Source organism: Pseudomonas sp. LF020 (genome assembly GCF_053456425.1).
This window is the reverse complement of record NZ_JBRFIX010000006.1, coordinates 78,551-102,288: the sequence shown is the minus strand read 5'-3', so window position 1 is coordinate 102,288 and position 23,738 is coordinate 78,551. Positions and strand designations below refer to the sequence as shown.

Below are 23,738 nucleotides of genomic sequence, written 5' to 3'. Positions count from 1 at the left end.
CCTACCTTATGTGCACTCTTGTGAAAAGACCGTATTCTTGTCGCCTTTTTACTGACTTTTCAGCGGGTAACTGCAATGCGCCTGGCTCTATTCGATTTGGACAACACCCTTCTGGGCGGCGACAGCGATCACGCCTGGGGCGACTATCTGTGCGAACGCGGCTTCCTCGATCCGGTGGCGTACAAGACGCGCAACGACGAGTTCTATCAGGATTACCTGGCCGGCAAGCTGGATAACGCCGCGTACCTGAACTTCTGCCTGGAAATCCTCGGCCGCACCGAAATGGCCGTACTCGAACAGTGGCACAACGATTACATGCGCGACTGCATCGAGCCGATCGTGCTGCCCAAGGCGCTGGAACTGCTGAAACAGCACCGCGACGCCGGCGACAAACTGGTGATCATCACCGCCACTAACCGCTTCGTCACCGCCCCGATTGCCGTGCGCCTGGGCGTTGAAACCCTGATCGCCACCGAGTGCGAGATGGTCGATGGCCGCTACACCGGGCGCAGTACTGATATTCCGTGCTTCCGCGAGGGCAAGGTGACGCGCCTGAATCACTGGCTCGACGAAACCGGGTATTCGCTGGATGACAGCTATTTCTACAGCGATTCGATGAATGACCTGCCGCTGCTGGAGCAGGTGGCGAATCCTGTGGCGGTGGATCCGGATCCGAATCTGCGGGCCGAGGCCGAGAAGCGTGGCTGGCCAATCATTAGTCTGCGCGGCTGATATAGCTATCGCTGGCAAGCCAGCTCCCACAGGTTTTCCAGGTGATCACACCATTTGTGTTCGCTACAGATCCTGTGGGAGCTGGCTTGCCAGCGATTGAAGCGACGCGGTCTCAAGCCTTAAACAGGTTTGGCGCCCATCAACCCGGCAATGGCGATAAAGCAGACAAAGCTGAACAACGCCAAGGCAAACGTGAACTTGCCAACCCCACCCGGCGCCTTGCGCAATCGATTCAACCGCACCAGCAACCAGAACCACGCCAGCGCCGCCACGGTGTACAGCACGCTGGAGGCCAGCAGCCAGGTCTGCCCCAGCGGCCAGCCGACCCGATGCACCATGCCCCAGCCGGTAAACGGCATGCTCAACAGCGCCAGGCCCATCAACAGCCAGATGAACACCCGTGGCCGTTGCAAGGTGCGGCTGCCAGCCGTTGCATCACCTTTGCGGCGCGCCAGAAAAACCCAGATCCCCAGCCCCAGCGCACTGGCCAGCAACACCACCGTTGCCACCACGTGCGCCATCTTCAGGGCAGTTAACGTTTCCATTGTTCGATTTCCTTAGGGCCTGCCCATCAGCGTAGCCGCTCAGCCAAGAAACAGCTGATAGGCCGCGTTGTCGCTTTCGTCCCAGTACGGGTAGCCGATCTCCGCCAGCGCCGCCGGTACCAGATGACGCTCGTCATGCGGTACTTGCAGACCTGCGACGACACGGCCATCCGCCGCACCATGGTTGCGGTAATGGAACATCGAGATGTTCCAGCGTCCGCCGAGCTTGTTGAGAAAGTTGAACAGCGCGCCCGGGCGCTCCGGGAATTCGAAGCGCAGCACCACTTCATCGACCACCTGCGCCGCGCGCCCGCCGACCATGTGGCGGATGTGCAGCTTGGCCAGTTCATTGTCGGTCAGGTCGATGACCGGAAAGCCTTGCTCGGCCAGACTCGCCAGCAGCGCGCTGCGCGGGTCGTTTTCCGGGTGCGTCTGCACGCCGACGAAGATGTGCGCTTCGCTGCCGGTGTTGTAGCGGTAATTGAATTCGGTGATCTGGCGCTTGCCGATCGCTTCGCAGAAGGCCTTGAAGCTGCCGGCCTGCTCCGGAATGGTCACGGCGATGATCGCCTCGCGACCTTCACCCAGCTCGGCGCGCTCGGCGACGTGGCGCAGGCGGTCGAAGTTGACGTTGGCCCCGGAGTCGATCGCGACGAAGGTCTGGCCGCTGACACCACGTGATTCGACGTACTTCTTGATCCCGGCCACGCCCAAGGCACCGGCAGGTTCGGTGATCGAGCGGGTATCGTCGTAGATATCCTTGATTGCGGCGCAGATTTCGTCGGTGCTGACGGTGATCACCTCGTCGACGTAATCCTTGCAGATGTCGAAGGTGTGCTGACCGATCTGAGCCACCGCCACGCCGTCGGCGAAGATACCCACGGTCGGCAGCACCACGCGCTCACCGGCGGCCATGGCCGCTTGCAGGCAGTTGGAGTCGTCCGGCTCGACGCCGATGACCTTGATGTCCGGCCGCAGGTATTTCACGTACGCCGCGATGCCGGCAATCAGACCGCCGCCACCGACCGGCACGAAGATCGCGTCCAGTGGTTGCGGGTGTTGGCGCAGAATTTCCATCGCCACGGTGCCCTGCCCGGCAATGGTGTGTGGATCGTCGTACGGGTGGATGTAGACGTAGCCCTTCTCGTCGACCAGTTTCAGCGAATAGGCCAGCGCCTCCGGGAACGAATCGCCGTGCAGCACGACTTTACCGCCGCGCGAACGCACGCCTTCGACCTTGATCTCCGGAGTGGTCTTGGGCATCACGATGGTCGCCTTCACGCCCAGCACTTTCGCCGCCAGCGCCAGACCCTGCGCATGGTTGCCCGCCGACGCGGTGACCACGCCACGGGCGCGCTCTTCGTCCGTCAGTTGGGTCAACTTGTTGTAGGCGCCGCGAATCTTGAACGAGAACACCGGCTGCAAGTCTTCACGCTTGAGCCAGATATCGTTGCCCAGCCGCTCGGAGAGCTGGCGAGCGTTCTGCAGCGGGGTTTCTACGGCAACGTCATAAACGCGCGAGGTGAGGATCTTTTTGACGTACTGTTCGAGCATCGGAAAGCATCACTGGCGATTGGGCGGGACCGACGAGTCTAACCCGGCTTTTGGGCGCACGACCACACTGAACAGGGGGTTTTAGGGTGTGGAGACCTATTGTGGCGAGGGAGCTTGCTCCCGCTCGGCTGCGCAGCAGTCGTAAATCAGAACATACGATTTGTCTGAAAGAATGCAAAAGGACCGCTTCGCGCTCCAGCGGGAGCAAGCTCCCTCGCCACAGGGGTGTTTCCCCCTTCACCACCGCGGGGCCTATAATGCCGGCCTTTCCGTTCTCCCCTTGCCCGCTTCCGGAGCCCGCATGACCCAGGATCAACTCAAACAGGCAGTGGCTCAGGCCGCCGTCGACTTCATCCTTCCGAAACTCGACGACAAGAGCATCGTCGGGGTCGGCACCGGCTCCACTGCCAACTGCTTCATCGATGCGCTGGCCCAGCACAAGGGCGCGTTCGATGGCGCGGTTGCCAGCTCCGAAGCCACTGCCGCGCGCCTCAAGGGCCACGGCATTCCGGTGTATGAACTGAACACCGTCAGCGACCTGGAGTTCTACGTCGACGGCGCCGACGAGAGCGACGAACACCTGAACCTGATCAAGGGCGGCGGCGCGGCCCTGACCCGCGAGAAGATCGTCGCGGCCGTGGCCAAGACCTTCATCTGCATCGCCGACGCCAGCAAACTGGTGCCGGTGCTGGGCGAATTCCCGCTGCCAGTGGAAGTGATTCCGATGGCCCGCAGCCATGTGGCTCGCCAACTGGTGAAACTGGGCGGCGACCCGGTGTACCGCGAAGGCGTGCTGACCGATAACGGCAACATCATCCTCGACGTGTACAACCTGCAAATTACCAACCCGGTGGAGCTGGAAGCGCAGATCAATGCGATCGTCGGCGTGGTTACCAACGGTCTGTTCGCGGCGCGGCCGGCGGATCTGTTGCTGCTGGGCACCAGCGAAGGTGTGAAGACGCTGAAGGCTGAGTAATCCCAGTCACCCACATTTTTGTGGGCAGACGGATAAACCTGTGGGAGCTGGCTTGCCAGCGATGAGGCCGTCAGACTCAACAACAATGTTGACTGACAGGCCGCAATCGCTGGCAAGCCAGCTCCCACAGTGTTCTATGGTGTTGATTAGGGTTGGATAGGTTTCCTGAAGACGTAAAACAGATTCGGCTCACTCACCAGATACAACGTCCCGTCATCATCCATCGCAATGCCTTCGGCCTGCGGCACGCTCTTGCGCAAGCCCTGCCGGCCCTTGTTCAGCGACAGCGTGCTCAACGGCCGCCCGTCCACATCCAGCTCCAGAATCAGCCCCGACTCGTCGGACAGCGCCAGCAAATGGCCGCTGCGCTCGTCGTATTGTAGGCTCGACAGATCGCGCACGAACATCCCGGCATCGCGCTTGGGGTTGTTGATCACGTGCACCGCGTAGGATTTTTCCGGATTGAAGTGCGGGAAACCGTGCACTTCATAAATCAGCATCGGGTCACGCTCCTTGGCGACGAACAGGCGTTTGCCCACCGAGTCATAGGCCAGACCTTCGAAACCCTTGTTGCCACTCATGTGCACGCCGAGGGTCATTTGTTCGGCGTCTGCTGCATCGAGGAACGTGGTGTCCCGCTCCAGATGTACCTTGATCAGGCGTTGCTCGCGCTCGTCGGTGATCACGTAAGTGTCGGCGCTGATGAACTCAACCGCTTCCGCATCACCAAAGCCAATCAGCGCGATGCGCCGCAGGATCTTGCCCTCCAGCGACAACTCGACCAGTTCGGCATTCTTGTTGGTCACGGTGAACAGGCTTTTGCGCACCGGATCGAAGGTCAACGCCGAGACATCGTCGTTCAGGCCGTCGATGACCCTGGCCTCGACCTCGACCCGGTATTGATCCAGACCAATGGCCTCGCTGCTCAAAGGTTGCCACAGGCTGTGCAGATTGAACCAGGCGCGCTCGAACAGGCGCAGGTATTGGCCAATCGCGACCAATGCGATCAGGACAATCACCGACAGGATGACGATCAGGGGTTTGGGACGGGCAAGTCGACGCATTCAGGCAGGCTCGGGATCAAAACAGGCGGATGAAATATCACGCCTGTCTGAACTGAAGCTTAATGGCCACTTGCCCTTTCCCACAACATAACCGTGCAGGAGCTGCCGCAGGCTGCGATCTTTTGATCTTGATCTTGAAAAACAAAAGCAAAAGATCGCAGCCTGCGGCAGCTCCTACAGGAAGAGTTGTTACTTTTGCTTTTCGAAGCGATAGAACAGGTTCGGTTCGCTGACCATGTACAGCGTACCCGCGTCGTCCATGGTCACGCCTTCGGCACGGGGAATGGTGTTCTTCAGACCATTGAAGCCGCCGAGCAGGGTCATGAAGCTGACCTGCTCGCCCTTCTCGTCCAGCTCCAGCAGCAGATGCGAGTCGGCGGACAGCACCAGGGTGTGGCCGGTACGCGGGTCGATGGCCAGTGCCGAGAGGTTGCGGATATCCAGTTCATCATTGGCCAGCTTCTGCTTGTCGCCCTTGAGGATCTGGCTACCGTCGCTTTTCCAGGTGAACAGCGCCGGCGGCCGTTCTTCGCCCAGCAGCAACTGCTGATTGCGCGGATCCCAGGTGATTGCTTCGAACGCCTTGTTCTGGTTTTTCGACGGGCCGAGGTCGTATTTCGGGAAATCGGCGATATTCAGTTCGCGAGTGCTGGCATCGACCTTGACGATGGTCAGCAGGTGCTCGCGCTCATCGACGATCGCCATCAGGCCGTTTTCCATCACTGTCACGCCTTCCGGGTTGGTCCAGCCCACCAGCGGCATCTTGCGCAGCACATCACCTTGCAGAGTCAGCTCGACCAGGAACGGATTCTTGCCCATCACCGAAAACAGGGTTTTGGTCTGCGGGTTGTAGGACAGGTCCGAAGCCTCGTCCTTTTCCATGCCCGGCAGCAGTTTGCCGTCGATGACCGCCCGATAGTCCGGCAGCCAGATGCTTGCCTTCTGCTCAGCCTGAGTCTCGAGACGCTCGCGCAGCCACAGCAGACCACGGTCGTCCCAATGCATGATATGCGCCACGCCATAAGCGACAGCGAGCACCAGCAACAGCCAGACATACCAGCGCAGGGCGAAACGTGAGCGACGAGGAGGATTGAGCTGAGTGTGAGCTGACATCAGGGACGCATTCCGAAAATTCAGGCTATGGGTAATAGCACAAAGAGGCCGGCTCAGACGCCAGAATGAGAGGAATTATCCGGACAGAATGTGAAAAAAACGGCAAATGGCGGGATTGGCGTGTGTGTTTGCCAGCCGCAACACATAACCAGTGTGGAAGTGAACCCAGTGGTGAGGGGATTTATTGTGGCGAGGGAGCTTGCTCCCGCTGGGGCGCGAAGCGACCCTGCTTTTCACTTCAAAAAGCAGGGGCCTGCTGCGCAGTCCAGCGGGAGCAAGCTCCCTCGCCACAGTTGCTGTGTATCGGATGCGTTCGGTCAGCGCACGCTGCTGCTGAAGCTACTCGCGCCAACCAGTTCCAGCACGATGTCGTCGCCGACGTTCAGCGGGCCGACGCCCACCGGCGTGCCGGTGAGGATCACGTCGCCGGCCTGCAGCGAGAAGCAGCCGGCCATGTGCTGGATCATTGGCACGATCGGGTTGAGCATTGCGCTGCTGTTGCCGTCCTGACGCACTTCGCCGTTGATGGTCAGGCGGATGCCGATGTCGGTCAGGTCTGGGAAAGTGCTGCCGACCACGAATGGTGCGATCACCGCCGCGCCGTCGAACGACTTGGCGATTTCCCATGGCAGGCCCTTGGACTTGAGTTCGGCCTGCTTGTCGCGCAGGGTCAGGTCCAGCGCCGGGGCGAAACCGGAGATCGCATCCAGCACTTCTTCGCGGCTCGGTTTGGTCGACAGTGGCTTGCCGATCAACACGGCGATTTCCGCTTCGTAGTGCACCGAACCGCGCTCGGTCGGAATGCTGAAACCGCCTTCCAGCGGCACCACGCAACTGCCTGGCTTGATGAACAGCAACGGCTCGGTAGGCACCGGGTTGTCCAGTTCCTTGGCGTGTTCGGCGTAATTACGGCCTATGCACACCACTTTCCCGATCGGGAAGTGGATGCGCGTGCCGTCGACATACTGGTGCTGATAGCTCATTTACCGACTCCTGCCTTCATTGATTCAGGGGATTGCCAATCAAACCGCGAAGATCTTGCCCGGGTTCATGATGCCGTTGGGGTCGAACACCGCTTTGACCGCTTTCATGTACTCGATTTCGACCGGCGAACGGCTGTACGTCAAGTAGTCGCGCTTGGTCATGCCCACGCCGTGCTCGGCGGAAATCGAACCGTTGTATTTCTCGACGGTTTCGAACACCCACTTGTTGACGGTCGCGCACTTGGCGAAGAACTCGTCCTTGCTCAGGTTATCCGGCTTGAGAATGTTCAGGTGCAGGTTGCCGTCGCCAATGTGGCCGAACCAGACGATTTCGAAATCCGGGTAGTATTCGCCGACGATCGCGTCGATTTCCTGCAGAAATGCCGGGACTTTCGACACGGTGACCGAGATGTCGTTCTTGTACGGCGTCCAGTGCGAGATGGTTTCGGAGATGTACTCGCGCAGCTTCCACAGGTTCTGCAACTGGGTTTCGCTCTGGCTCATTACACCGTCCAGCACCCAGCCCTGCTCGACGCAGTGTTCGAAGGTTTCCAACGCCGTGTTGGCCACTTCCTCGCTGGTCGCTTCGAATTCCAGCAGCGCATAAAACGGGCACTCGGTCTCGAACGGCGCCGGCACATCGCCACGGCCCAGCACTTTGGCCAGCGCCTTGTCGGAGAAGAATTCGAACGCGGTCAGGTCGAGTTTGCCCTGGAACGCATGCAGCACCGGCATGATCGAGTCGAAGTCGGCGGTGCCGAGGACCATCGCGGTGAGGTTTTTCGGCGCACGATCCAGGCGCATGGTCGCTTCGACCACGAAACCGAGGGTGCCTTCGGCGCCGATGAACAACTGGCGCAGGTCGTAACCGGTGGCGTTCTTGATCAGGTCTTTGTTCAGCTCCAGCACATCGCCCTTGCCGGTGACCACTTTCATCCCGGCGACCCAGTTGCGGGTCATGCCGTAGCGAATCACCTTGATCCCGCCGGCATTGGTGCCGATGTTGCCGCCAATCTGACTGGAACCAGCCGACGCGAAGTCCACCGGGTAGTACAGGCCGTTTTCTTCGGCGACGTTCTGCAAATGCTCGGTGACCACGCCCGGCTGGCACACAGCGGTGCGGTCAGTGAGGTTCACGTCGAGAATCTGGTTCATGTAGTCGAACGACACCACCACTTCGCCATTCGCGGCGACGGCGGCGGCGGACAGCCCGGTGCGCCCGCCCGACGGCACCAGCGCCACCTTGTGGGCATTGGCCCAGCGGACGATCGCCTGCACCTGTTCGATGGTCTTGGGAAACACGATGGCGCAGGGCGCGGGCGCGAAGTGCTTGGTCCAATCCTTGCCGTACGCGTTCAGGGAGTCGGCGTCGGTCAGGACCTTGCCAGGCTCGACCAGGGTCTTCAGTTCATCAATCAGGGCAGGATTGGTCATCGACAGAACTCTCGAACAATTCATGGTCATCCTGAAGACGCTTCACGTCGCAGGAATGAGTGTTTAGCGGGGTGGCTATGCTAGCATACCGACCCCGCAGGCCAGTGCCCAAGGCCAGTTCTGCGGTGACGGCTTTCTTGTCGTCCAGGTCAATGTCTGTTGACCATTTCCTGCCATTTTTCTCCGGGATACAGGTTTACGCAGATGAGCAAGACTTCTCTCGATAAGAGCAAGATCAAGTTCCTTCTTCTCGAAGGCGTCCACCAATCGGCTGTCGACGTCCTCAAGGCGGCGGGCTACACCAGCATCGAATACCTGACAGGCTCCTTGCCGGAAGCCGAGCTCAAGGAAAAGATCGCTGACGCTCACTTCATCGGCATTCGTTCGCGCACCCAACTGACCGAAGAGATCTTCGATCACGCGAAGAAGCTGGTCGCGGTCGGCTGTTTCTGCATCGGCACCAACCAGGTTGACCTGAGTGCTGCCCGCGAGCGCGGCATCGCCGTGTTCAACGCGCCGTACTCCAACACCCGCTCCGTCGCGGAACTGGTGCTGGCCGAAGCGATCCTGCTGCTGCGCGGCATCCCTGAGAAAAACGCTTCCTGCCACCGTGGCGGCTGGATCAAGTCCGCAGCCAACTCCTTCGAAATCCGTGGCAAGAAACTGGGCATCGTCGGCTACGGCTCGATCGGTACGCAGCTGTCGGTTCTGGCGGAAGGTCTGGGCATGCAGGTGTTCTTCTACGACACCGTGACCAAGCTGCCGCTGGGCAACGCCACTCAGGTCGGCAACCTGCACGAGCTGCTGGGCATGTCCGACATCGTCACCCTGCACGTTCCGGAAACCGCTGCGACCCAGTGGATGATCGGCGAGAAGGAAATCCGCGCCATCAAGAAGGGCGGCATCCTGATCAACGCCGCGCGCGGCACCGTGGTCGAGCTGGACGCTCTGGCGGACGCGATCAAGGACAAGCACCTGATCGGCGCGGCCATCGACGTCTTCCCGGTGGAGCCACGCTCCAACGACGAAGAGTTCGAAAGCCCGCTGCGTGGCCTGGACAACGTGATCCTGACCCCGCACATCGGTGGCTCGACTGCCGAAGCGCAGGCCAACATCGGTCTGGAAGTGGCGGAAAAACTGGTCAAGTACAGCGACAACGGTACCTCCGTTTCGTCGGTGAACTTCCCGGAAGTGGCCCTGCCGGCTCACCCTGGCAAGCACCGTCTGCTGCACATCCACGAGAACATTCCGGGTGTGATGAGCGAGATCAACAAGGTCTTCGCCGAAAACGGCATCAACATCTCCGGTCAGTTCCTGCAGACCAACGAGAAAGTCGGTTACGTGGTGATCGACGTCGACGCCGAGTACTCGGAGCTGGCGCAAGAGAAGCTGCAACACGTCAACGGTACTATCCGTAGCCGCGTGCTGTTCTGATCCGACGCTGAGCGACAAAAAAAGGGAGCCTTCGGGCTCCCTTTTTCATGCAACGCCGAAATTTATTTGACGTTGACGGTGATTTTCTTCGAGACGATCGGCGGATCGAACGCCATGTGGCCGCTATCACCCAGCTCCAGCTGCAAGGTGTGCTTGCCCGGGGCCAGTTTGATCGTGGCCTCGGTCTGCGCCTTGCCGAAGTGCATGTGGTTGGCGTCGGTCGGCACGACGGAACCGGCCGGAACGATTTCCTTGGCATCGATCAGCAGGTGATGGTGACCGGTGTTCTTGGTGACATCACCGGCCGGTGCCAGCGCAACGTCCTTGACCCCGAACTTGACCTTGAACTCCTGAGAAACCGTGGCCCCGTCTTCGGGAGAAACGATGAACACTTCGGCACCTTTGGGCGCCGGGGTCGCTGCACTGGCCAGCACTGAAACACCCATCAACAGGCCAGCCAAGGCTGCTCGTGACATAAACGTTTTCATTCTCTTCTCCAGTTTTTCCGTAAAATCCGCGCGGTCATGACAACTTCATGACCATTCGTTGTCGAAGGCACTCGACAACCATAGCAAAGCGAGCCTGACTCAGAGCATCGCGATAATGATTTCAAAGGAGTGACCATGCGTTTTCTGCCTGGCCTGATCTGCCTGCTACCCCTTTTGAGCCCTCTGGCTCACGCCGAACTGATTGATGACGTCAACGACCGTGGCGAGTTGCGCATAGCCCTTGAGGCTAATACACCGCCCTTCAATTTCAAGGATGGCGACACACTCACGGGGTTCGAGGTCGAGCTTGGGCAACTGCTGGCCAACGAGCTGGATGTGCGCGCCGACTTCATTGTCACCGACGAAGCCGACCTGCTTCAGGGCGTTGAAAGCGGCAAGTACGACGTTGCGCTCAACCACATAGCACTGACACCTGAACTCAAGGATCGTTTCGACTTCAGCGAGTCTTACGGCAAGGTCGACTCGCAGCTATGGGCAAAGAAGGATGAGCAGCCACGGCCAATGGTGCTGGTGCAGACACTGACCGAGGAGAAACCGAAGGCGACCCCGGTGGAGTTGGCGATTCCGTTTCAGAAGGGTAATCCGGCGTTTCACGCCAGCCTGGAAGGTGCTTTGCAGCGGATCAAGGCGGATGGACGCTTGGCGGCGTTGTCGCAAAAGTGGTTCAGCGAACCGTAGGAGCTGCCGCAGGCTGCGATCTTTTGATCTTGATTTTGAAGATCAAGAGATCGCAGCCTCGTTTCACTCGACAGCTCCTACAGAAGAATCCGGGGTGGGGTTTTTAGTCGAGTTGGGTCAGGGCCATTGCGGCCTGCATTAGTTCGAGTTCACTGAAGACTTGCACCCCATGCCGTTTGAGTAGCGCAGCCGTCACGCCCTCTCCACTGACCTTCACCCCACTGAACGTCCCGTCATACGTCAGCAGATTCCCGCAGGAAGGACTGTTGGCCTTGAGCACCGCGACGCGGATGCCGTGTTTCTGCACCAGCGCCAGCGCCTGCCGCGCGCCGTCGAGAAACTGCGCGCTGACGTCCTCGCCCTCGGTGGTGATCACCGCCGCGTTGCCATCGAGCACTTCGGCGCCCTGCCCGCCGGGGATTTCCGCCGCTGCCCGTGGAGTCGGCAGCCCACCGGCGACTTCCGGACACAACGGCACCACACGCCCCTCGGTGATCCACTGCTCAAGCAGATCGAACGGCCCGCTGGCCCCGCCGTCGTAGCGCACGCGGTGGCCCAACAGGCAGCGGCTGACCAGAATCTTCTGCATATCAGAACGGCTCGTTGCCACGGCGGCGGAACCAACCCGTCAACGACAGGCGTTCGCGGTGCGCCGGCAGCACTTCATGGGGCACCTCACCGGAGAGGAACACCACCAGACAGCCGCCGGTGGGCTGCACGTCATGCACCCGTTCATTGTTCAGATACATGCGCAACTGACCGCCGTCTTCCGGCAGCCACGCGTCATTGAGGTAGACCACCGCCGAGACCATGCGCCGGTCATCGTCGCGAAAACGGTCAACGTGCTTGCGGTAAAACGCGCCCGGCGGATACAGGGCGAAGTGGCATTCGAAATCCTCCAGCCCCAGGAACAAGCCGCGATTGAGCGCCTCGCGCAGGCTGTCCATCAGGTTCAGATAACGGTCGCTGGCCTCGGCCTGGCCCGGGTCGATCCACTGAATGTGGTCGCCACGAATGCCCTCGCGAATCTCCGAAAACGGCCCACGGCCTACCGCTGCCGGCGCCAGCTCGCCCTCGGCCTCACGTTTGCGGCACTCGGCCGCCAGCTCGCGGGTCAAACCTGCGGGCAGGAAAATGTTCTGCTGCGACCAGCCATGCTCGGCCAGGTCGTCGACGATGCGTAACAGCAGCGGGTGTTCGGAGGATATTTGCATGGCGCGCATAGTATGCCGGCGGCAAGAAATCCGACAGAGCCACGCAGCGGCTTGATACGAATTCTCGACAAGTACCGGCACCGCACGGAGAATAGTCCGCTGCTGACAGGAGTCCCTATGCGCCGTTTGCTTTTTTCACTGTTGATGTTCTGCGTTTTGCCCGCCTGGGCGGACGGCCACGATCAGTTGTACAAGATCGCCGGCTGGCCAGATCAACGTGCGCATTTCAATGATGCCCTGAGTGCCGCGCAGCAGCGCTACCAGAACAACCTGCCGCCGGCGGTGTTTCAAGCCCTGGTCAACAACAGCAACCAGCGCTTCGCCCCCCAGGCCATGGATCAGCGTGCCGAAGCGCAATTGCGCCAGCACCTTGCCGATCCACAACCGGCACTGACCTTCTTTCAATCGCCACTGGGCAAGAAAATCGTCGCTGCTGAATTGCTCGCCACCCGTCGCGATCAACTGGCGAAGAACGCCAAGGGCTTGCCGAAGATGCAGGTCAGCGACAGCCGTTTGCTGATCATCGGCCATCTGGCGCAAGCGCTGCCGGCGCGCGAGGCCGGTGCCGAGGTCAGTCTGGCGATTGCCGGCGTGGCGGCGGACAGCTTGAGTTCGATGATTCCCGGCCTGCTCGGTGGCGGTCAGGCGCAAGGCATGCTGAACGGCCAGCGCCAGCGCCTGATGGAGCAGATCGGTGCCGATTTGAACAACACGCTGCTCTACGTTTATCGCGATCTGTCGGATGACGAACTGGAGCAGTTCGCGACCTTTGCCGAATCCACCGAGGGCAAGGCGTACTACCAGGCGGCGCTGGCGGCGATTAGGGCGGGGTTGGCGGTGGGGCAAAGCTCCTCGAACCTTGGCCAGTAAGCTTTATCGCCTTTCAGACCGCCATCGCTGGCAAGCCAGCTCCCACAAGGATTTTCATCAAATACAGAGTTTGTGAACGCCGGAAAACCTGTGGGAGCTGGCTTGCCAGCGATGTGGCCAGCAAATCCCCTAAAGATTCCGCCCCCTGATTCGCTTGTTCAGAAACTCGAAATACTCCTCGCGCATCTCCAGCGTCTCATTCGCCAGATGATGCCGCGCCTCCGGCAGCAGCAGAATCTGCGGCCGGTCGAACTTCCACTTCAGCACCTGCAAGTTGTGCTGCCAGTCCACGGTCATGTCCGCCTGCCCCTGAATGATCAGCGGCCGTCGCGGACTTTTCTTCGCGTGTTCGACCCGGATGATCCAGCGCGACAGTGCTCCGACCCACGCGGTCGGCAAGCGTTTGGGCTGTAACGGATCAGCTTGCAGAAACGGCAGGAAATCCGGGTCGTTGGAGTTCTCGCTGAAACGCCGGGTGACGCCTCGCACGAAAGGCCTCAGCAGGTAATAACTGAGCTGCGACCAGCCCCAGGCGCGCGGACGTACCAGTGGCGCCAGCAGAATCAGATGCCCCTGCGCCGGACTGTGCTCGCCATGGTTGAGCACATGGTCGACGACAATCGCGCCGCCAGTGCTTTGCCCGCACAGGTGCCAAGGCTGCGGCAGCGCAATCGAACTGGCTTCAGCGAACAACGCCTGCAAGGTGTCCTGATATTCGGAGAAGTCGCGAATGCTCGCCCGCGCTCCGCTCGACAGGCCATGCCCCGGCAAGTCGCAGGCGATGACGGCAAAATCCTGATCCAGCGCCCACTCGATCACATGCCGATACAGCCCGGTGTGATCGTAAAAACCGTGCAGCAGAAACAGCGTGCCCTTGACCTTTTCCGGCCACCAGCAATGGCTGACCAGTTCATAACCATCGACTTCGAACCGGCCCATGCCGCGCCAGACATCGCGCTCGGGGAAGTCGGTCTGATAGAACCGCTGATACGCCTTCGCCTCGTCCGACAACGGCTGCCATTGGGCCAAAGGCTTGAGGCTGGCGCGTAAATGATCGGCATCGAAAGTGTCAGGCATGCGGGTATTCCAAAGCGGTAAACAGACTTTATCGGCCTGCGATATTCATCTGTTGCGGCAAGCATGGCAAGCTAGCCCCCCTTCGAGGATCGAAAAACCATGCGCTCGCCCTACCGCACCGCACTGTTTGCCAGCCTGCTCGCGCTTGTGTGTGCCGGGGTGCTGTGGGCGGCGTACGACTGGTTTCAGGGGCGTTATCTGCGCGCGTTCAGTCAGCACACGGCGGTGTTTTCCGGGGATCCGTTGCGTCTGCCCGATGAGCTGGCCGGTCCCGGCAAAATCCGCCTCGTGCACTTCTGGGACCCGGCCTGCCCGTGCAACGTCGGCAATCAACAGCACCTGACGGAAATGGTCGAACAGTTCGGCCCGCGCGGCGTGGAATTCTTCGCCGTGCAGCGCGTAGGCAGCCACGGCCAGTTGCCCGCCACCCTCGGCAATCTGAAAACCATCACGGTGCTGCCCGGCTCCGAGCAGATCCCGGCCAGCCCCGCCGTGGCGATCTGGGACCGCAGCGGCAAACTGGCGTACTTCGGCCCGTACAGTGAAGGGCTGACTTGCAACTCCAGCAACAGCTTCATCGAACCGATCCTCAACGCGCTGATGGATGATCGCCCGGTCAACGCTACGCATACCCTGGCGGTCGGTTGTTATTGCCCGTGGCCGGTGGTGGTGCAGTAAGGCATTCCGGACTTTTCAAGGACAGCGATGCACGGCACGGAAGGTCTGTGCTAATTGTTTGCAGCCCGACGGGCGGCAATCCCGCATGCACAAGGAGTCACCATGAAACGCGTGTTCACCGTTCTTGCCTTGCTCATCGTTGTCCTGCTCGCCGGCGTCGGCGGGTACGTCTACAGCAAGCAACCGACGCGTCAGGGCCAGGTGGAGCTGCGCAACCTGCAGGGTTCGGTGACCGTGCGCTATGACGAACGTGGCGTGCCGCACATCCGCGCCGAAAACGAAACCGACCTGTATCGCGCCCTCGGCTACGTGCATGCCCAGGACCGGCTGTTCCAGATGGAAGCCATGCGCCGCCTCGCCCGCGGCGAGCTGGCCGAAGTGCTCGGGCCGAAGCTGCTCGACACCGACAAACTGTTCCGCAGCCTGCGCATCCGCGAGCGCGCTGCCAGTTATGTCGCCAGCCTCGATAAGCAGTCACCGGCGTGGAAGGCCCTGCAAGCCTATCTGGACGGAATCAACCAATATCAGGACAGCCACGCCGCGCCGATCGAGTTCGACGTGCTGGGCATCCCCAAGCGGCCGTTCACCGCCGAAGACAGCATCAGCGTCGCCGGTTACATGGCCTACAGCTTTGCCGCCGCGTTTCGCACCGAGCCGTTGCTGACCTACGTGCGCGATCAACTCGGCGCCGATTACCTCAACGTCTTCGACCTCGACTGGCAGCCCAAGGGCGTGCTTGCCAAAGGTCACGCCAAAAAGACGCCGGCCCTCGCCGCCAGCGACTGGAAAGACCTCAACGCCCTCGCCCGCCTCAGCGAGCAGGCGCTGATTGAAAACGGCCTGCCGCAATTCGAAGGCAGCAACGCCTGGGTGATCGCCGGCAGCCGCAGCCAGAGCGGCAAACCGCTGCTGGCCGGTGATCCGCACATTCGTTTCTCGGTGCCGTCGGTGTGGTACGAGGCGCAACTGTCGGCGCCGGGGTTTGAGTTGTACGGCCATCATCAGGCGCTGGTGCCGTTCGCGTTCCTGGGGCACAACCTGGATTTCGGCTGGAGCCTGACCATGTTCCAGAACGACGATCTGGATCTGATCGCCGAGAAGGTCAACCCGGACAATCCGAATCAGGTCTGGTACCACGGCCAGTGGACCGATCTGGTCAGCACCGAGCAGCAGATCGCGGTGAAGGGCCAGGCGCCGGTGAAGCTGACCTTGCGTCAGTCGCCCCACGGCCCGATCGTCAACGACGCCCTCGGCACTGCTGCCGGTAAAACACCGATCGCCATGTGGTGGGCGTTCCTCGAAACACCGAACCCGATTCTCGAAGGTTTCTACCAGCTCAACCGCGCCGACACCCTGGCCAAGGCCCGCGCCGCAGCAGCCAAGGTGCAGGCGCCGGGGCTGAACATTGTCTACGCCAACGCCAAGGGCGACATCGCCTGGTGGGCCTCGGCGCTGTTGCCCAAACGTCCGACGGGCGTGCGCCCGGAGTTCATTCTCGACGGCAGCGGCAATCAGGCGGACAAGGACGGTTACTACCCGTTCAGCGCCAACCCGCAGGAAGAAAACCCGGCGCGCGGCTACATCGTCTCGGCCAACTTCCAGCCGCTGTCGCCCACCGGGATGGAAATCCCCGGTTACTACAACCTCGCCGATCGCGGCCAGCAGCTCAACCGCCAGCTCAGCGACAAGAGCGTGAAATGGAGCAACGAGGCCAACCAGAAGCTGCAACTGGGCACCACCACCGCCTACGGCCCGCGTACCCTGGCGCCGCTGCTGCCGGTGCTGCGAGAAGTGGTGAGCGATCCGGCGCAGCTGAAACTGGTCGAGCAACTGGCACAGTGGCAAGGCGACTATCCGCTGGATTCGGTCAACGCCACAGTGTTCAACCAGTTCCTCTACGACCTCGCCGATGCGGCGATGCGTGATGAGCTGGGCAACGATTTCTTCGAAACGCTGCTGTCGACCCGGGTGATCGATGCAGCCCTGCCGCGCCTGGCGGCGAACGCGGATTCGCCCTGGTGGGACAACCGCAACACGCCGAACAAGGAAACTCGTGCCGACATCGTCAAAGCGGCGTGGCAGGCGAGCATGACGCACCTGAAACAGAGCCTCGGCAACAATCCGTCCGACTGGCAATGGGGTACGGCGCACACCCTGACCCATGGCCATCCACTGGGACAACAGAAGCCACTGGACCGCATCGTCAACGTCGGGCCGTTCGCCGCGCCGGGCAGTCATGAAGTGCCGAACAACCTCTCAGCCAAGCTCGGCCCGGCGCCGTGGCCGGTGACTTACGGGCCTTCGACGCGGCGGCTGATGGACTTCGCCGACCCGGCGCACAGCCTGACCATCAACCCGGTCGGCCAGAGTGGCGTGCCGTTCGACAGCCACTATGACGATCAGGCCGAAGAGTACGTCGAGGGGATGTATGTGCAGGCACACTTCAGCGAGGAAGAGGTGACGGCCAATACTCGCAGTACGTTGAAGCTGTTGCCGGCAAGGGCTGCCCAATAAATTTGTGCAGGCTGGTCTGGGCCCATCGCTGGCAAGCCAGCTCCCACAGTGTCTCTGGTGTTCTCATGATTTGTGAACGACACAAAACCCTGTGGGAGCTGGCTTGCCAGCGATGGGGTCCTTAAGAACGCAAGAGACCTTCAGAGCAGCCCAGCAAAATTCAGCCGAAACTGCTGCGGCGTCACCCCCAACCGGCGATTGAACACACTGCGCATGTGCTGCGCATCGCGAAACCCGCACTGATAGGCCACGGTCTTCAGCGGTACCGTGGTGCTTTCCAGCAGCACCCGCGCCGCATCCACCCGCGCACTTTCGACGAACTCCGCCGGGGTGACCCTTGCCTCGCGGGCGAACACCCTTGAGAAATTGCGCGCACTCATGTTCGCCGCATTCGCCAGATCGGCAATCGTCAAATCCCCGGTGAGGTTGGCCAGCACATACAACTGCACCATCGCCACCGCCGAGGTCGGCTCCGCATGCGGCGTGAGAAACGGACTGAACTGCGACTGTCCGCCCGAACGCTGGGTGAACACCACCAGCCGCTTGGCCACACTCAGCGCCACCTCGGCGCCGTGATCACGGGCCAACAGGTACAGCGACAGATCAATCCCGGCGGTGACCCCGGCCGAGGTGTAGAGCGCACCGTCCTCGACATACAGGCGATCGGCCTCGACTTGGGTCGATGGACACAACTGTGCCAAGGCTTCGGCATCGTTCCAGTGGGTGGTCACGGTGCGCCCTTCCAGCAACCCCGCCCGCGCCAGCATGAACGCGCCGTTGCAGATCGAGCCGAAGCGCCTAGCACGGGCGCAGGCCTCACGCAGCCAGGTGTCGAAAGGCTTGCCGAAATCCATGAACGGCAACTGCGGGCCGCCGGCGACGAGCAACAAGTCATAAGCATCCGGCGCTTCGCTGAAATGCCGGTGTGCGCTGAGGTTCAGGCCATTGGAGCAAGCCATCGCCCCACGTTCGAGGCCGATCACCTCCAGTTGATAGTGATCCTCGGGCGGCAGAAACCGGTTGGCCTCGGCGAACACATCCATCGGCCCGCTGACATCCAGCGCCTGCACGCCGGGGAACACCACGATGGCGACGGTTTTGTTCATAAGCCTCCAGGCAATCATTGTGGCGAGGGAGCTTGCTCCCGCTGGGCTGCGAAGCAGCCCCAATACCATTCAACCGGATTATGTCAGTCAAAACGCGGACGTCGGTTTACGACTGCTGCGCAGCCGAGCGGGACGGTGCGACGATTCGACAAGCTCCCTCGCAACAACTGGACCGCACTCTGTCGTGCAAGGTGAGTTGGCACGATTTGCAGGTCGATTGGCAAGGATCGCAGCCATGCGTTGATTGTCCGTTTAGTGCCTCGGGGAACAGACTTTGCCCATCAGCGCCACGACGGCGTTTTCGATGAGGATACCTTCATGAGCACGACCATTGCCGGCATCAAGATCCCCGACAGCGCCCTCGCCCGGGCCACCACCGAGTACATTCGCGACATTGAATCCGACCTGCTCTACCACCATTCGCGCCGGGTGTTTCTGTTCGGCGCATTGAGCGGTGAGCGCCGGCAACTGGCCTATAACCCGGAGCTGCTGTACGTCGGCGCGATGTTCCATGACCTCGGGCTGGTCGAAGGCTATCGCAGCGCCGACGAGCGTTTCGAAGTGGATGGCGCCAACGCGGCAGCGGCATTTCTCAAGCCGTACGGTCTGAGCGATGACGATATCGAGCAGGTGTGGCTGTCGATTGCCCTGCACACCACGCCGGGGGTGCCGAAGCATTTGCGGCCGACCGTGGCGCTGGTCACCGCCGGGGTTGAGATGGACGTGCTGGGCATGGATTACGCGGCGTTCAGCAGCACCCAGCGCGAGGCGGTGGTGCATGCGCATCCACGCGGAGAAGGTTTCAAGGAGTGCATCATCTGCGCGTTTGCCGACGGCTTGCGCCATCGCCCGCAGACCACGTTCGGCAACGTGAAGACCGATGTGCTGAAGGATCAGGAGCCGGGGTTCAAACCGCTGAACTTTGTTGAGGTCATCCGCCAATCTCCCTGGATTTCCTGAGCTCCAAAAGCAAAAGATCGCAGCCTGCGGCAGCTCCTACAGTGGAATGCGATCCCTGTAGGAGCTGCCGCAGGCTGCGATCTTTTTGCCTGTCAGGCCGCTTCCGGCGCAGGCGCGCGGCGCACGTCCGGTTGCTTCCACGAATCGGCGGCGCCTTCTTCGATGGCTTGCTGGATGGCTTTCTTGCGCGCTTCTTCGGCACGGCGGCTGAAGAACCACACCAGGAATGTCACGATCGACACCGCCAGCAGAATCAGACTGGCCACCGCGTTGATCTCAGGCTTCACGCCCAGACGCACCGCGGAAAACACTTCCATCGGCAGCGTGGTCGAACCCGGGCCGGAAACGAAGCTCGCCAGTACCAGATCGTCCAGCGACAGAGCGAACGACATCATGCCGCCCGCTGCCAGCGACGGCGCGATCATCGGGATGGTGATCAGGAAGAACACCTTCCACGGCCGCGCACCCAGATCCATCGCCGCCTCTTCGATCGACAGGTCCAGCTCACGCAGACGCGCCGACACCACCACCGCCACATACGCCGCACAGAACGTCGTGTGGGCGATCCAGATGGTGACGATGCCGCGCTCCTGCGGCCAGCCGATCATCTGCGCCATGGCCACGAACAGCAGCAACAGCGACAGACCGGTGATCACTTCCGGCATCACCAATGGCGCGGTGACCAGACCACCGAACAGCGTGCGGCCCTTGAAGTGGGTGATGCGGGTCAGTACGAAGGCTGCCAGCGTACCCAGCGCCACCGCCGCCACCGCGGTGTAGCAGGCGATCTCCAGCGAACGCACCACCGAACCCATCAACTGGGTATTGTCGAGCAGGCCGACGTACCACTTGATCGACCAGCCGCCCCACACCGTCACCAGTTTCGAGGCGTTGAACGAGTAGATCACCAGGATCAGCATCGGCAGGTAGATGAACAACAGGCCCAGAACCAGCATCAGGCTGGAGAAACGGATGCGTTTCATTCTTTGCCCTCCATTTCCTTGGCCTGACTGCGGTTGAACAGGATGATCGGCACAATCAGGATCGCCAGCATCACCACCGCCAGGGCGGACGCCACCGGCCAGTCACGGTTGTTGAAGAACTCTTGCCAGAGCACTTTACCGATCATCAAGGTTTCCGGGCCGCCGAGCAGTTCCGGGATCACGAACTCGCCGACCACCGGGATGAACACCAGCATGCAGCCGGCAATGATCCCGTTCTTGGACAGCGGAATAGTGATTTTCCAGAAGCTGTTGAAGGTGCTCGAACCGAGATCGGAAGCCGCTTCCAGCAGGCTCTGATCGTGCTTCACCAGGTTGGCGTACAGCGGCAGGATCATGAACGGCAGGTACGAATAAACCACGCCGATGTACACCGCAAGGTTGGTGTTGAGGATCTGCAGCGGCTCGTCGATAAAGCCCATGCTCATCAGGAAACCGTTGAGCAGGCCGTTGTTGCTGAGGATGCCCATCCACGCGTAAACGCGGATCAGGATCGCGGTCCAGGTCGGCATCATGATCAGCAGCACCAGCACCGTTTGCAGCTCTTTGCGCGCACTGGCGATGGCGTAGGCCATCGGGTAGCCGATCAGCAGACACAGCAGCGTGCTGAAGAACGCCATCTTCAGCGAGCCCAGATAGGCGGCGATGTACAACTCGTCGTCGCCGAGCATCGCGTAGTTGCCGAGGTTCAGCAGCAATTGCAGCTTCTGCTCGGCGAAGGTGTAGATCTCGGTGTACGGCGGGATGGCCACGTCGGCTTCAGCGAAGCTGATCTTCAGGACGATGAAGAACGGCAGCATGAAGAACAGGAACAGCCAGATGAACGGAACCCCGATGACCAGCTGCCGGCCATTGGGAATTATTCGGTTGAGCCGTCGTTTGAACTTGCGCATGTTCATGAGCGAAGTACCACGCCGCTGTCGTCTTCCCACCACACGTAAACCTGATCGCCCCAGGTCGGACGCTGGCCGCGACGTTCGGCGTTGGCGACGAACGACTGCACCAGTTTGCCGCTCGGCAATTCGACGTAGAACACCGAGTGCCCGCCGAGGTAGGCGATGTCATGCACCTTGCCGCTCGACCAGTTGTATTCGCAGGTCGGCATTTCGGCGGTGACCAGCAGCTTCTCCGGACGAATCGCGTAGGTTACCGATTTGTCCTGTACCGAGGTGCTGATGCCGTGGCCGACATAGATCTGCCGGTCGAGGTCCTTGCAGGTGATGGTCGCGTGGCCTTCGGCGTCGTCGATCACTTCGCCTTCGAAGATGTTCACGTTACCGATGAATTCGCAGACCAGGCGGCTGGTCGGGGTTTCGTAAATGTCGATCGGGCTGCCGATCTGCGCGATCCAGCCCAGATGCATGATCGCGATGCGCTCGGCCATGGTCATGGCCTCTTCCTGGTCGTGGGTCACCATCACGCAGGTCACGCCCACACGCTCGATGATTTCCACCAGCTCCAGCTGCATCTGCGAACGCAGTTTCTTGTCCAGTGCGCCCATCGGCTCGTCGAGCAGCAGCAGCTTCGGCCGCTTGGCCAACGAGCGTGCCAGGGCCACACGCTGCCGCTGACCGCCGGACAGTTGATGCGGCTTGCGCTTGGCGTACTGGCTCATCTGCACCAGTTTGAGCATCTCGGCCACGCGCGCATCGATCTCGGCGTTCGGAATCTTGTCCTGCTTGAGGCCGAAGGCAATGTTCTGCGCCACGGTCATGTGCGGGAACAAGGCGTACGACTGGAACATCATGTTGATCGGTCGCTCGTACGGCGGCATGTCGGTGATGTCGACGCCGTCGAGGAAAATGCGCCCCTCCGTGGGCCGTTCGAACCCTGCCAGCATCCGCAGCAGCGTGGATTTGCCCGATCCCGAACCGCCGAGCAGGGCGAAGATCTCGCCTTTCTTGATTTCCAGGGACACATCGTCCACGGCAATCGTCTCGTCGAACTTCTTCGTGACCCGGTCGATTTTGACCAACACCTGCTTAGGTGTCTGGTCGCCCTCGAGGGCTTTCTTATAGGCGCCGGAGGCAACTGCCATTTACGAAACTCCCAGAAAAAAACTGTGCAGTTCGCCCAACGCGGACGAACCCAGGATAGTTTGTGCCTTACTTGCCCGACTTGACCTTGGTCCAGCTACGGGTCATCAAACGCTGAATATTGGGTGGCAACTCGACCGACACGTAGGTCTTGTCGAGGACTGCCTGCGGTGGATAAACCGCTTCATCGGTGCGGATGGACTGTTCCATCAGCTTGTCCGACCCGGGGTTGGGGTTGGCGTAACCGACGTAATCACTGACCTGGGCGATCACCTCAGGTTTCAGCAAATAGTTGATGAAGGCGTGGGCCTCTTTGACGTTGGACGAGTCCTTCGGAATCGCCAGCATGTCGAACCACAGCGCGCCGCCCTCTTTCGGAATCGAGTAGGCGATGGTCACGCCCTTCTTGGCTTCTTCGGCACGGTGTTTGGCCTGGAAGATATCGCCGGAGAAACCGATGGCCACGCAAATATCGCCGTTGGCCAGATCACCGATGTATTTCGAAGAGTGGAAGTAGGTCACGTACGGGCGCACGGCCAGCAGTTTGTCGGTGGCCTTGGCGTAGTCCTTCGGATTGGTGCTGTTGGCGTTCAGGCCCATGTAGTTGAGCACGGTCGGCATCATTTCATCGGCCGAATCGAGGAACGCTACGCCGCAACTGTGCAGCTTCTTGATGTTCTCCGGTTCGAACAGCACGCTCCAGGAGTCGATCTTGTCGATGCCGAGCACCGCTTTGACTTTCTCGACGTTGTAGCCGATGCCGTTGGTGCCCCACAGGTACGGCACGGCGTACTGGTTGCCCGGGTCGTTCTGCTCCAGACGCTTGAGCAGCACCGGGTCGAGATTCGAGTAGTTCGGCAACTGCGACCTGTCGAGCTTCTGGAACGCGCCCGCCTTGATCTGCTTGCCGAGGAAATGGTTCGACGGCACGACCACGTCGTAACCGGTACGCCCGGCCAGCAGCTTGCCTTCCAGGGTTTCGTTGGAGTCGAACACGTCGTACACCGGTTTGATCCCGGTGGCTTTTTCGAAGTCGGCCAGGGTGGTCTCGCCGATGTAATCCGACCAGTTATAAATATGCACCGTACCGGCGGCCTGGGCTCCGACAGCGATCGTCAGGCCGGCAGTGGCCAGCAGGGCTTTGCGCAAAGAAGAAAAAATAGGCAAGTGGAGGTCCTCTAAATTAGTTGGGCCCAAGTTGCCCCGCGTTACATGACAGCCATGGCTGCCCGGCAACCAAACCGGCGCGCAACTTACCCT

The 23,738-nt window shown here is 60.8% G+C and carries 23 protein-coding genes; 8 read left to right on the top strand and 15 right to left on the bottom strand.

All coding sequences use genetic code 11. The features are described 5' to 3' along the window. Positions 1-75: 75 nt before the first annotated feature. Positions 76-732 (top strand): histidinol-phosphatase, encoded by a 657-nt coding sequence (locus ACU680_RS15755; RefSeq protein WP_448179917.1) that lies wholly within the window; start codon positions 76-78, stop codon positions 730-732. A gap of 119 nt (positions 733-851) precedes the next feature. On the opposite strand, the gene ACU680_RS15750 is transcribed toward ACU680_RS15755, so the two are convergent. Both ACU680_RS15750 and ilvA read right to left on the bottom strand, forming a co-directional pair. Next, entirely contained in the window at positions 852-1,277 is a 426-nt protein-coding gene (locus tag ACU680_RS15750; protein ID WP_400760721.1) for a DUF2269 domain-containing protein, read from the bottom strand. Between the two features lie 39 nt (positions 1,278-1,316). Next, a complete protein-coding gene (ilvA, locus tag ACU680_RS15745) occupies positions 1,317-2,831 on the bottom strand; it encodes a threonine ammonia-lyase, biosynthetic (RefSeq protein WP_448179916.1) in 1,515 nt (504 codons plus the stop codon). Positions 2,832-3,132: 301 nt separating this feature from the next. Here ilvA and rpiA point away from each other — a divergent pair, with 301 nt between their 5' ends. Next, a complete protein-coding gene (gene rpiA, locus ACU680_RS15740; protein WP_448179915.1) occupies positions 3,133-3,807 on the top strand; it encodes a ribose-5-phosphate isomerase RpiA in 675 nt (224 codons plus the stop codon). A gap of 146 nt (positions 3,808-3,953) precedes the next feature. Here rpiA and ACU680_RS15735 read toward each other — a convergent pair whose 3' ends face one another. The 4 genes from ACU680_RS15735 to ACU680_RS15720 form a co-directional block, all read right to left on the bottom strand. Then, on the bottom strand, positions 3,954-4,871 hold the full coding sequence (locus ACU680_RS15735; RefSeq protein ID WP_448179914.1) for an SdiA-regulated domain-containing protein: 918 nt from the start codon (positions 4,869-4,871) through the stop codon (positions 3,954-3,956). Between the two features lie 189 nt (positions 4,872-5,060). After that, a complete protein-coding gene (locus ACU680_RS15730) occupies positions 5,061-5,984 on the bottom strand; it encodes an SdiA-regulated domain-containing protein (RefSeq protein WP_448179913.1) in 924 nt (307 codons plus the stop codon). A 317-nt stretch (positions 5,985-6,301) separates the two neighbouring features. Next, entirely contained in the window at positions 6,302-6,967 is a 666-nt protein-coding gene (locus tag ACU680_RS15725; protein ID WP_027610530.1) for a fumarylacetoacetate hydrolase family protein, read from the bottom strand. 39 nt (positions 6,968-7,006) lie between these two features. Beyond that, a complete protein-coding gene (locus tag ACU680_RS15720) occupies positions 7,007-8,401 on the bottom strand; it encodes an FAD-binding oxidoreductase (protein ID WP_448179912.1) in 1,395 nt (464 codons plus the stop codon). A 204-nt stretch (positions 8,402-8,605) separates the two neighbouring features. Here ACU680_RS15720 and serA point away from each other — a divergent pair, with 204 nt between their 5' ends. Further along, complete coding sequence (gene serA / locus ACU680_RS15715) at positions 8,606-9,835, top strand: phosphoglycerate dehydrogenase (protein ID WP_003229219.1); 1,230 nt, start codon at positions 8,606-8,608, stop codon at positions 9,833-9,835. A gap of 62 nt (positions 9,836-9,897) precedes the next feature. Here serA and ACU680_RS15710 read toward each other — a convergent pair whose 3' ends face one another. Next, complete coding sequence (locus ACU680_RS15710) at positions 9,898-10,323, bottom strand: DUF4399 domain-containing protein (RefSeq protein ID WP_095137586.1); 426 nt, start codon at positions 10,321-10,323, stop codon at positions 9,898-9,900. A gap of 135 nt (positions 10,324-10,458) precedes the next feature. On the opposite strand from ACU680_RS15710, the gene ACU680_RS15705 reads away from it, so the two are divergent. Then, complete coding sequence (locus ACU680_RS15705; RefSeq protein WP_448179911.1) at positions 10,459-11,022, top strand: transporter substrate-binding domain-containing protein; 564 nt, start codon at positions 10,459-10,461, stop codon at positions 11,020-11,022. A gap of 103 nt (positions 11,023-11,125) precedes the next feature. On the opposite strand, the gene ACU680_RS15700 is transcribed toward ACU680_RS15705, so the two are convergent. Together ACU680_RS15700 and ACU680_RS15695 are read right to left on the bottom strand one after the other, a co-directional pair. Continuing rightward, entirely contained in the window at positions 11,126-11,611 is a 486-nt protein-coding gene (locus ACU680_RS15700; protein ID WP_448179910.1) for a 2-thiouracil desulfurase family protein, read from the bottom strand. Position 11,612: 1 nt separating this feature from the next. Further along, positions 11,613-12,245, bottom strand: coding sequence for a 2OG-Fe(II) oxygenase (locus ACU680_RS15695; protein ID WP_448179909.1), 633 nt, complete (start codon positions 12,243-12,245; stop codon positions 11,613-11,615). 108 nt (positions 12,246-12,353) lie between these two features. Here ACU680_RS15695 and ACU680_RS15690 point away from each other — a divergent pair, with 108 nt between their 5' ends. Continuing rightward, the gene (locus ACU680_RS15690) at positions 12,354-13,106 is read left to right on the top strand and encodes a DUF2059 domain-containing protein (protein ID WP_198759714.1); all 753 of its coding nucleotides are present in this window, start codon (positions 12,354-12,356) and stop codon (positions 13,104-13,106) included. Between the two features lie 129 nt (positions 13,107-13,235). On the opposite strand, the gene bipL is transcribed toward ACU680_RS15690, so the two are convergent. Continuing rightward, positions 13,236-14,183 carry a phospholipase BipL gene (bipL, locus tag ACU680_RS15685; protein WP_448179908.1) on the bottom strand — a complete coding sequence of 316 codons (948 nt, stop codon included), beginning with the start codon at positions 14,181-14,183 and terminating at the stop codon, positions 13,236-13,238. A gap of 99 nt (positions 14,184-14,282) precedes the next feature. Here bipL and ACU680_RS15680 point away from each other — a divergent pair, with 99 nt between their 5' ends. Beyond that, on the top strand, positions 14,283-14,861 hold the full coding sequence (locus tag ACU680_RS15680) for a DUF6436 domain-containing protein (RefSeq protein WP_108589225.1): 579 nt from the start codon (positions 14,283-14,285) through the stop codon (positions 14,859-14,861). Positions 14,862-14,963: 102 nt separating this feature from the next. After that, the gene (locus ACU680_RS15675; RefSeq protein ID WP_448179907.1) at positions 14,964-17,375 is read left to right on the top strand and encodes a penicillin acylase family protein; all 2,412 of its coding nucleotides are present in this window, start codon (positions 14,964-14,966) and stop codon (positions 17,373-17,375) included. Positions 17,376-17,515: 140 nt separating this feature from the next. Here ACU680_RS15675 and ACU680_RS15670 read toward each other — a convergent pair whose 3' ends face one another. Beyond that, positions 17,516-18,481 carry a GlxA family transcriptional regulator gene (locus tag ACU680_RS15670; RefSeq protein WP_448179906.1) on the bottom strand — a complete coding sequence of 322 codons (966 nt, stop codon included), beginning with the start codon at positions 18,479-18,481 and terminating at the stop codon, positions 17,516-17,518. Positions 18,482-18,799: 318 nt separating this feature from the next. On the opposite strand from ACU680_RS15670, the gene ACU680_RS15665 reads away from it, so the two are divergent. Continuing rightward, positions 18,800-19,441 carry an HD domain-containing protein gene (locus ACU680_RS15665; protein WP_448179905.1) on the top strand — a complete coding sequence of 214 codons (642 nt, stop codon included), beginning with the start codon at positions 18,800-18,802 and terminating at the stop codon, positions 19,439-19,441. Between the two features lie 92 nt (positions 19,442-19,533). Here ACU680_RS15665 and ACU680_RS15660 read toward each other — a convergent pair whose 3' ends face one another. The 4 genes from ACU680_RS15660 to ACU680_RS15645 form a co-directional block, all read right to left on the bottom strand. Then, positions 19,534-20,424, bottom strand: coding sequence for an ABC transporter permease subunit (locus ACU680_RS15660; RefSeq protein WP_007968003.1), 891 nt, complete (start codon positions 20,422-20,424; stop codon positions 19,534-19,536). Next, the gene (locus tag ACU680_RS15655; RefSeq protein ID WP_171061891.1) at positions 20,421-21,302 is read right to left on the bottom strand and encodes an ABC transporter permease subunit; all 882 of its coding nucleotides are present in this window, start codon (positions 21,300-21,302) and stop codon (positions 20,421-20,423) included. The genes ACU680_RS15660 and ACU680_RS15655 overlap by 4 nt, the downstream gene beginning before the upstream one ends. A gap of 35 nt (positions 21,303-21,337) precedes the next feature. Further along, positions 21,338-22,480 carry an ABC transporter ATP-binding protein gene (locus tag ACU680_RS15650; protein WP_003229245.1) on the bottom strand — a complete coding sequence of 381 codons (1,143 nt, stop codon included), beginning with the start codon at positions 22,478-22,480 and terminating at the stop codon, positions 21,338-21,340. A gap of 67 nt (positions 22,481-22,547) precedes the next feature. Then, entirely contained in the window at positions 22,548-23,645 is a 1,098-nt protein-coding gene (locus ACU680_RS15645) for a polyamine ABC transporter substrate-binding protein (protein ID WP_007967999.1), read from the bottom strand. Positions 23,646-23,738 lie beyond the last annotated feature (93 nt).

Bases quoted from the DNA above. Each gene is read 5' to 3' on its own strand.
- ACU680_RS15755 (WP_448179917.1), top strand. From the start codon at position 76: ATGCGCCTGGCTCTATTCGATTTGGACAACACCCTTCTGGGCGGCGAC.
- ACU680_RS15750 (WP_400760721.1), bottom strand. From the start codon at position 1,277: ATGGAAACGTTAACTGCCCTGAAGATGGCGCACGTGGTGGCAACGGTG.
- ilvA (WP_448179916.1), bottom strand. From the start codon at position 2,831: ATGCTCGAACAGTACGTCAAAAAGATCCTCACCTCGCGCGTTTATGAC.
- rpiA (WP_448179915.1), top strand. From the start codon at position 3,133: ATGACCCAGGATCAACTCAAACAGGCAGTGGCTCAGGCCGCCGTCGAC.
- ACU680_RS15735 (WP_448179914.1), bottom strand. From the start codon at position 4,871: ATGCGTCGACTTGCCCGTCCCAAACCCCTGATCGTCATCCTGTCGGTG.
- ACU680_RS15730 (WP_448179913.1), bottom strand. From the start codon at position 5,984: ATGTCAGCTCACACTCAGCTCAATCCTCCTCGTCGCTCACGTTTCGCC.
- ACU680_RS15725 (WP_027610530.1), bottom strand. From the start codon at position 6,967: ATGAGCTATCAGCACCAGTATGTCGACGGCACGCGCATCCACTTCCCG.
- ACU680_RS15720 (WP_448179912.1), bottom strand. From the start codon at position 8,401: ATGACCAATCCTGCCCTGATTGATGAACTGAAGACCCTGGTCGAGCCT.
- serA (WP_003229219.1), top strand. From the start codon at position 8,606: ATGAGCAAGACTTCTCTCGATAAGAGCAAGATCAAGTTCCTTCTTCTC.
- ACU680_RS15710 (WP_095137586.1), bottom strand. From the start codon at position 10,323: ATGAAAACGTTTATGTCACGAGCAGCCTTGGCTGGCCTGTTGATGGGT.
- ACU680_RS15705 (WP_448179911.1), top strand. From the start codon at position 10,459: ATGCGTTTTCTGCCTGGCCTGATCTGCCTGCTACCCCTTTTGAGCCCT.
- ACU680_RS15700 (WP_448179910.1), bottom strand. From the start codon at position 11,611: ATGCAGAAGATTCTGGTCAGCCGCTGCCTGTTGGGCCACCGCGTGCGC.
- ACU680_RS15695 (WP_448179909.1), bottom strand. From the start codon at position 12,245: ATGCGCGCCATGCAAATATCCTCCGAACACCCGCTGCTGTTACGCATC.
- ACU680_RS15690 (WP_198759714.1), top strand. From the start codon at position 12,354: ATGCGCCGTTTGCTTTTTTCACTGTTGATGTTCTGCGTTTTGCCCGCC.
- bipL (WP_448179908.1), bottom strand. From the start codon at position 14,183: ATGCCTGACACTTTCGATGCCGATCATTTACGCGCCAGCCTCAAGCCT.
- ACU680_RS15680 (WP_108589225.1), top strand. From the start codon at position 14,283: ATGCGCTCGCCCTACCGCACCGCACTGTTTGCCAGCCTGCTCGCGCTT.
- ACU680_RS15675 (WP_448179907.1), top strand. From the start codon at position 14,964: ATGAAACGCGTGTTCACCGTTCTTGCCTTGCTCATCGTTGTCCTGCTC.
- ACU680_RS15670 (WP_448179906.1), bottom strand. From the start codon at position 18,481: ATGAACAAAACCGTCGCCATCGTGGTGTTCCCCGGCGTGCAGGCGCTG.
- ACU680_RS15665 (WP_448179905.1), top strand. From the start codon at position 18,800: ATGAGCACGACCATTGCCGGCATCAAGATCCCCGACAGCGCCCTCGCC.
- ACU680_RS15660 (WP_007968003.1), bottom strand. From the start codon at position 20,424: ATGAAACGCATCCGTTTCTCCAGCCTGATGCTGGTTCTGGGCCTGTTG.
- ACU680_RS15650 (WP_003229245.1), bottom strand. From the start codon at position 22,480: ATGGCAGTTGCCTCCGGCGCCTATAAGAAAGCCCTCGAGGGCGACCAG.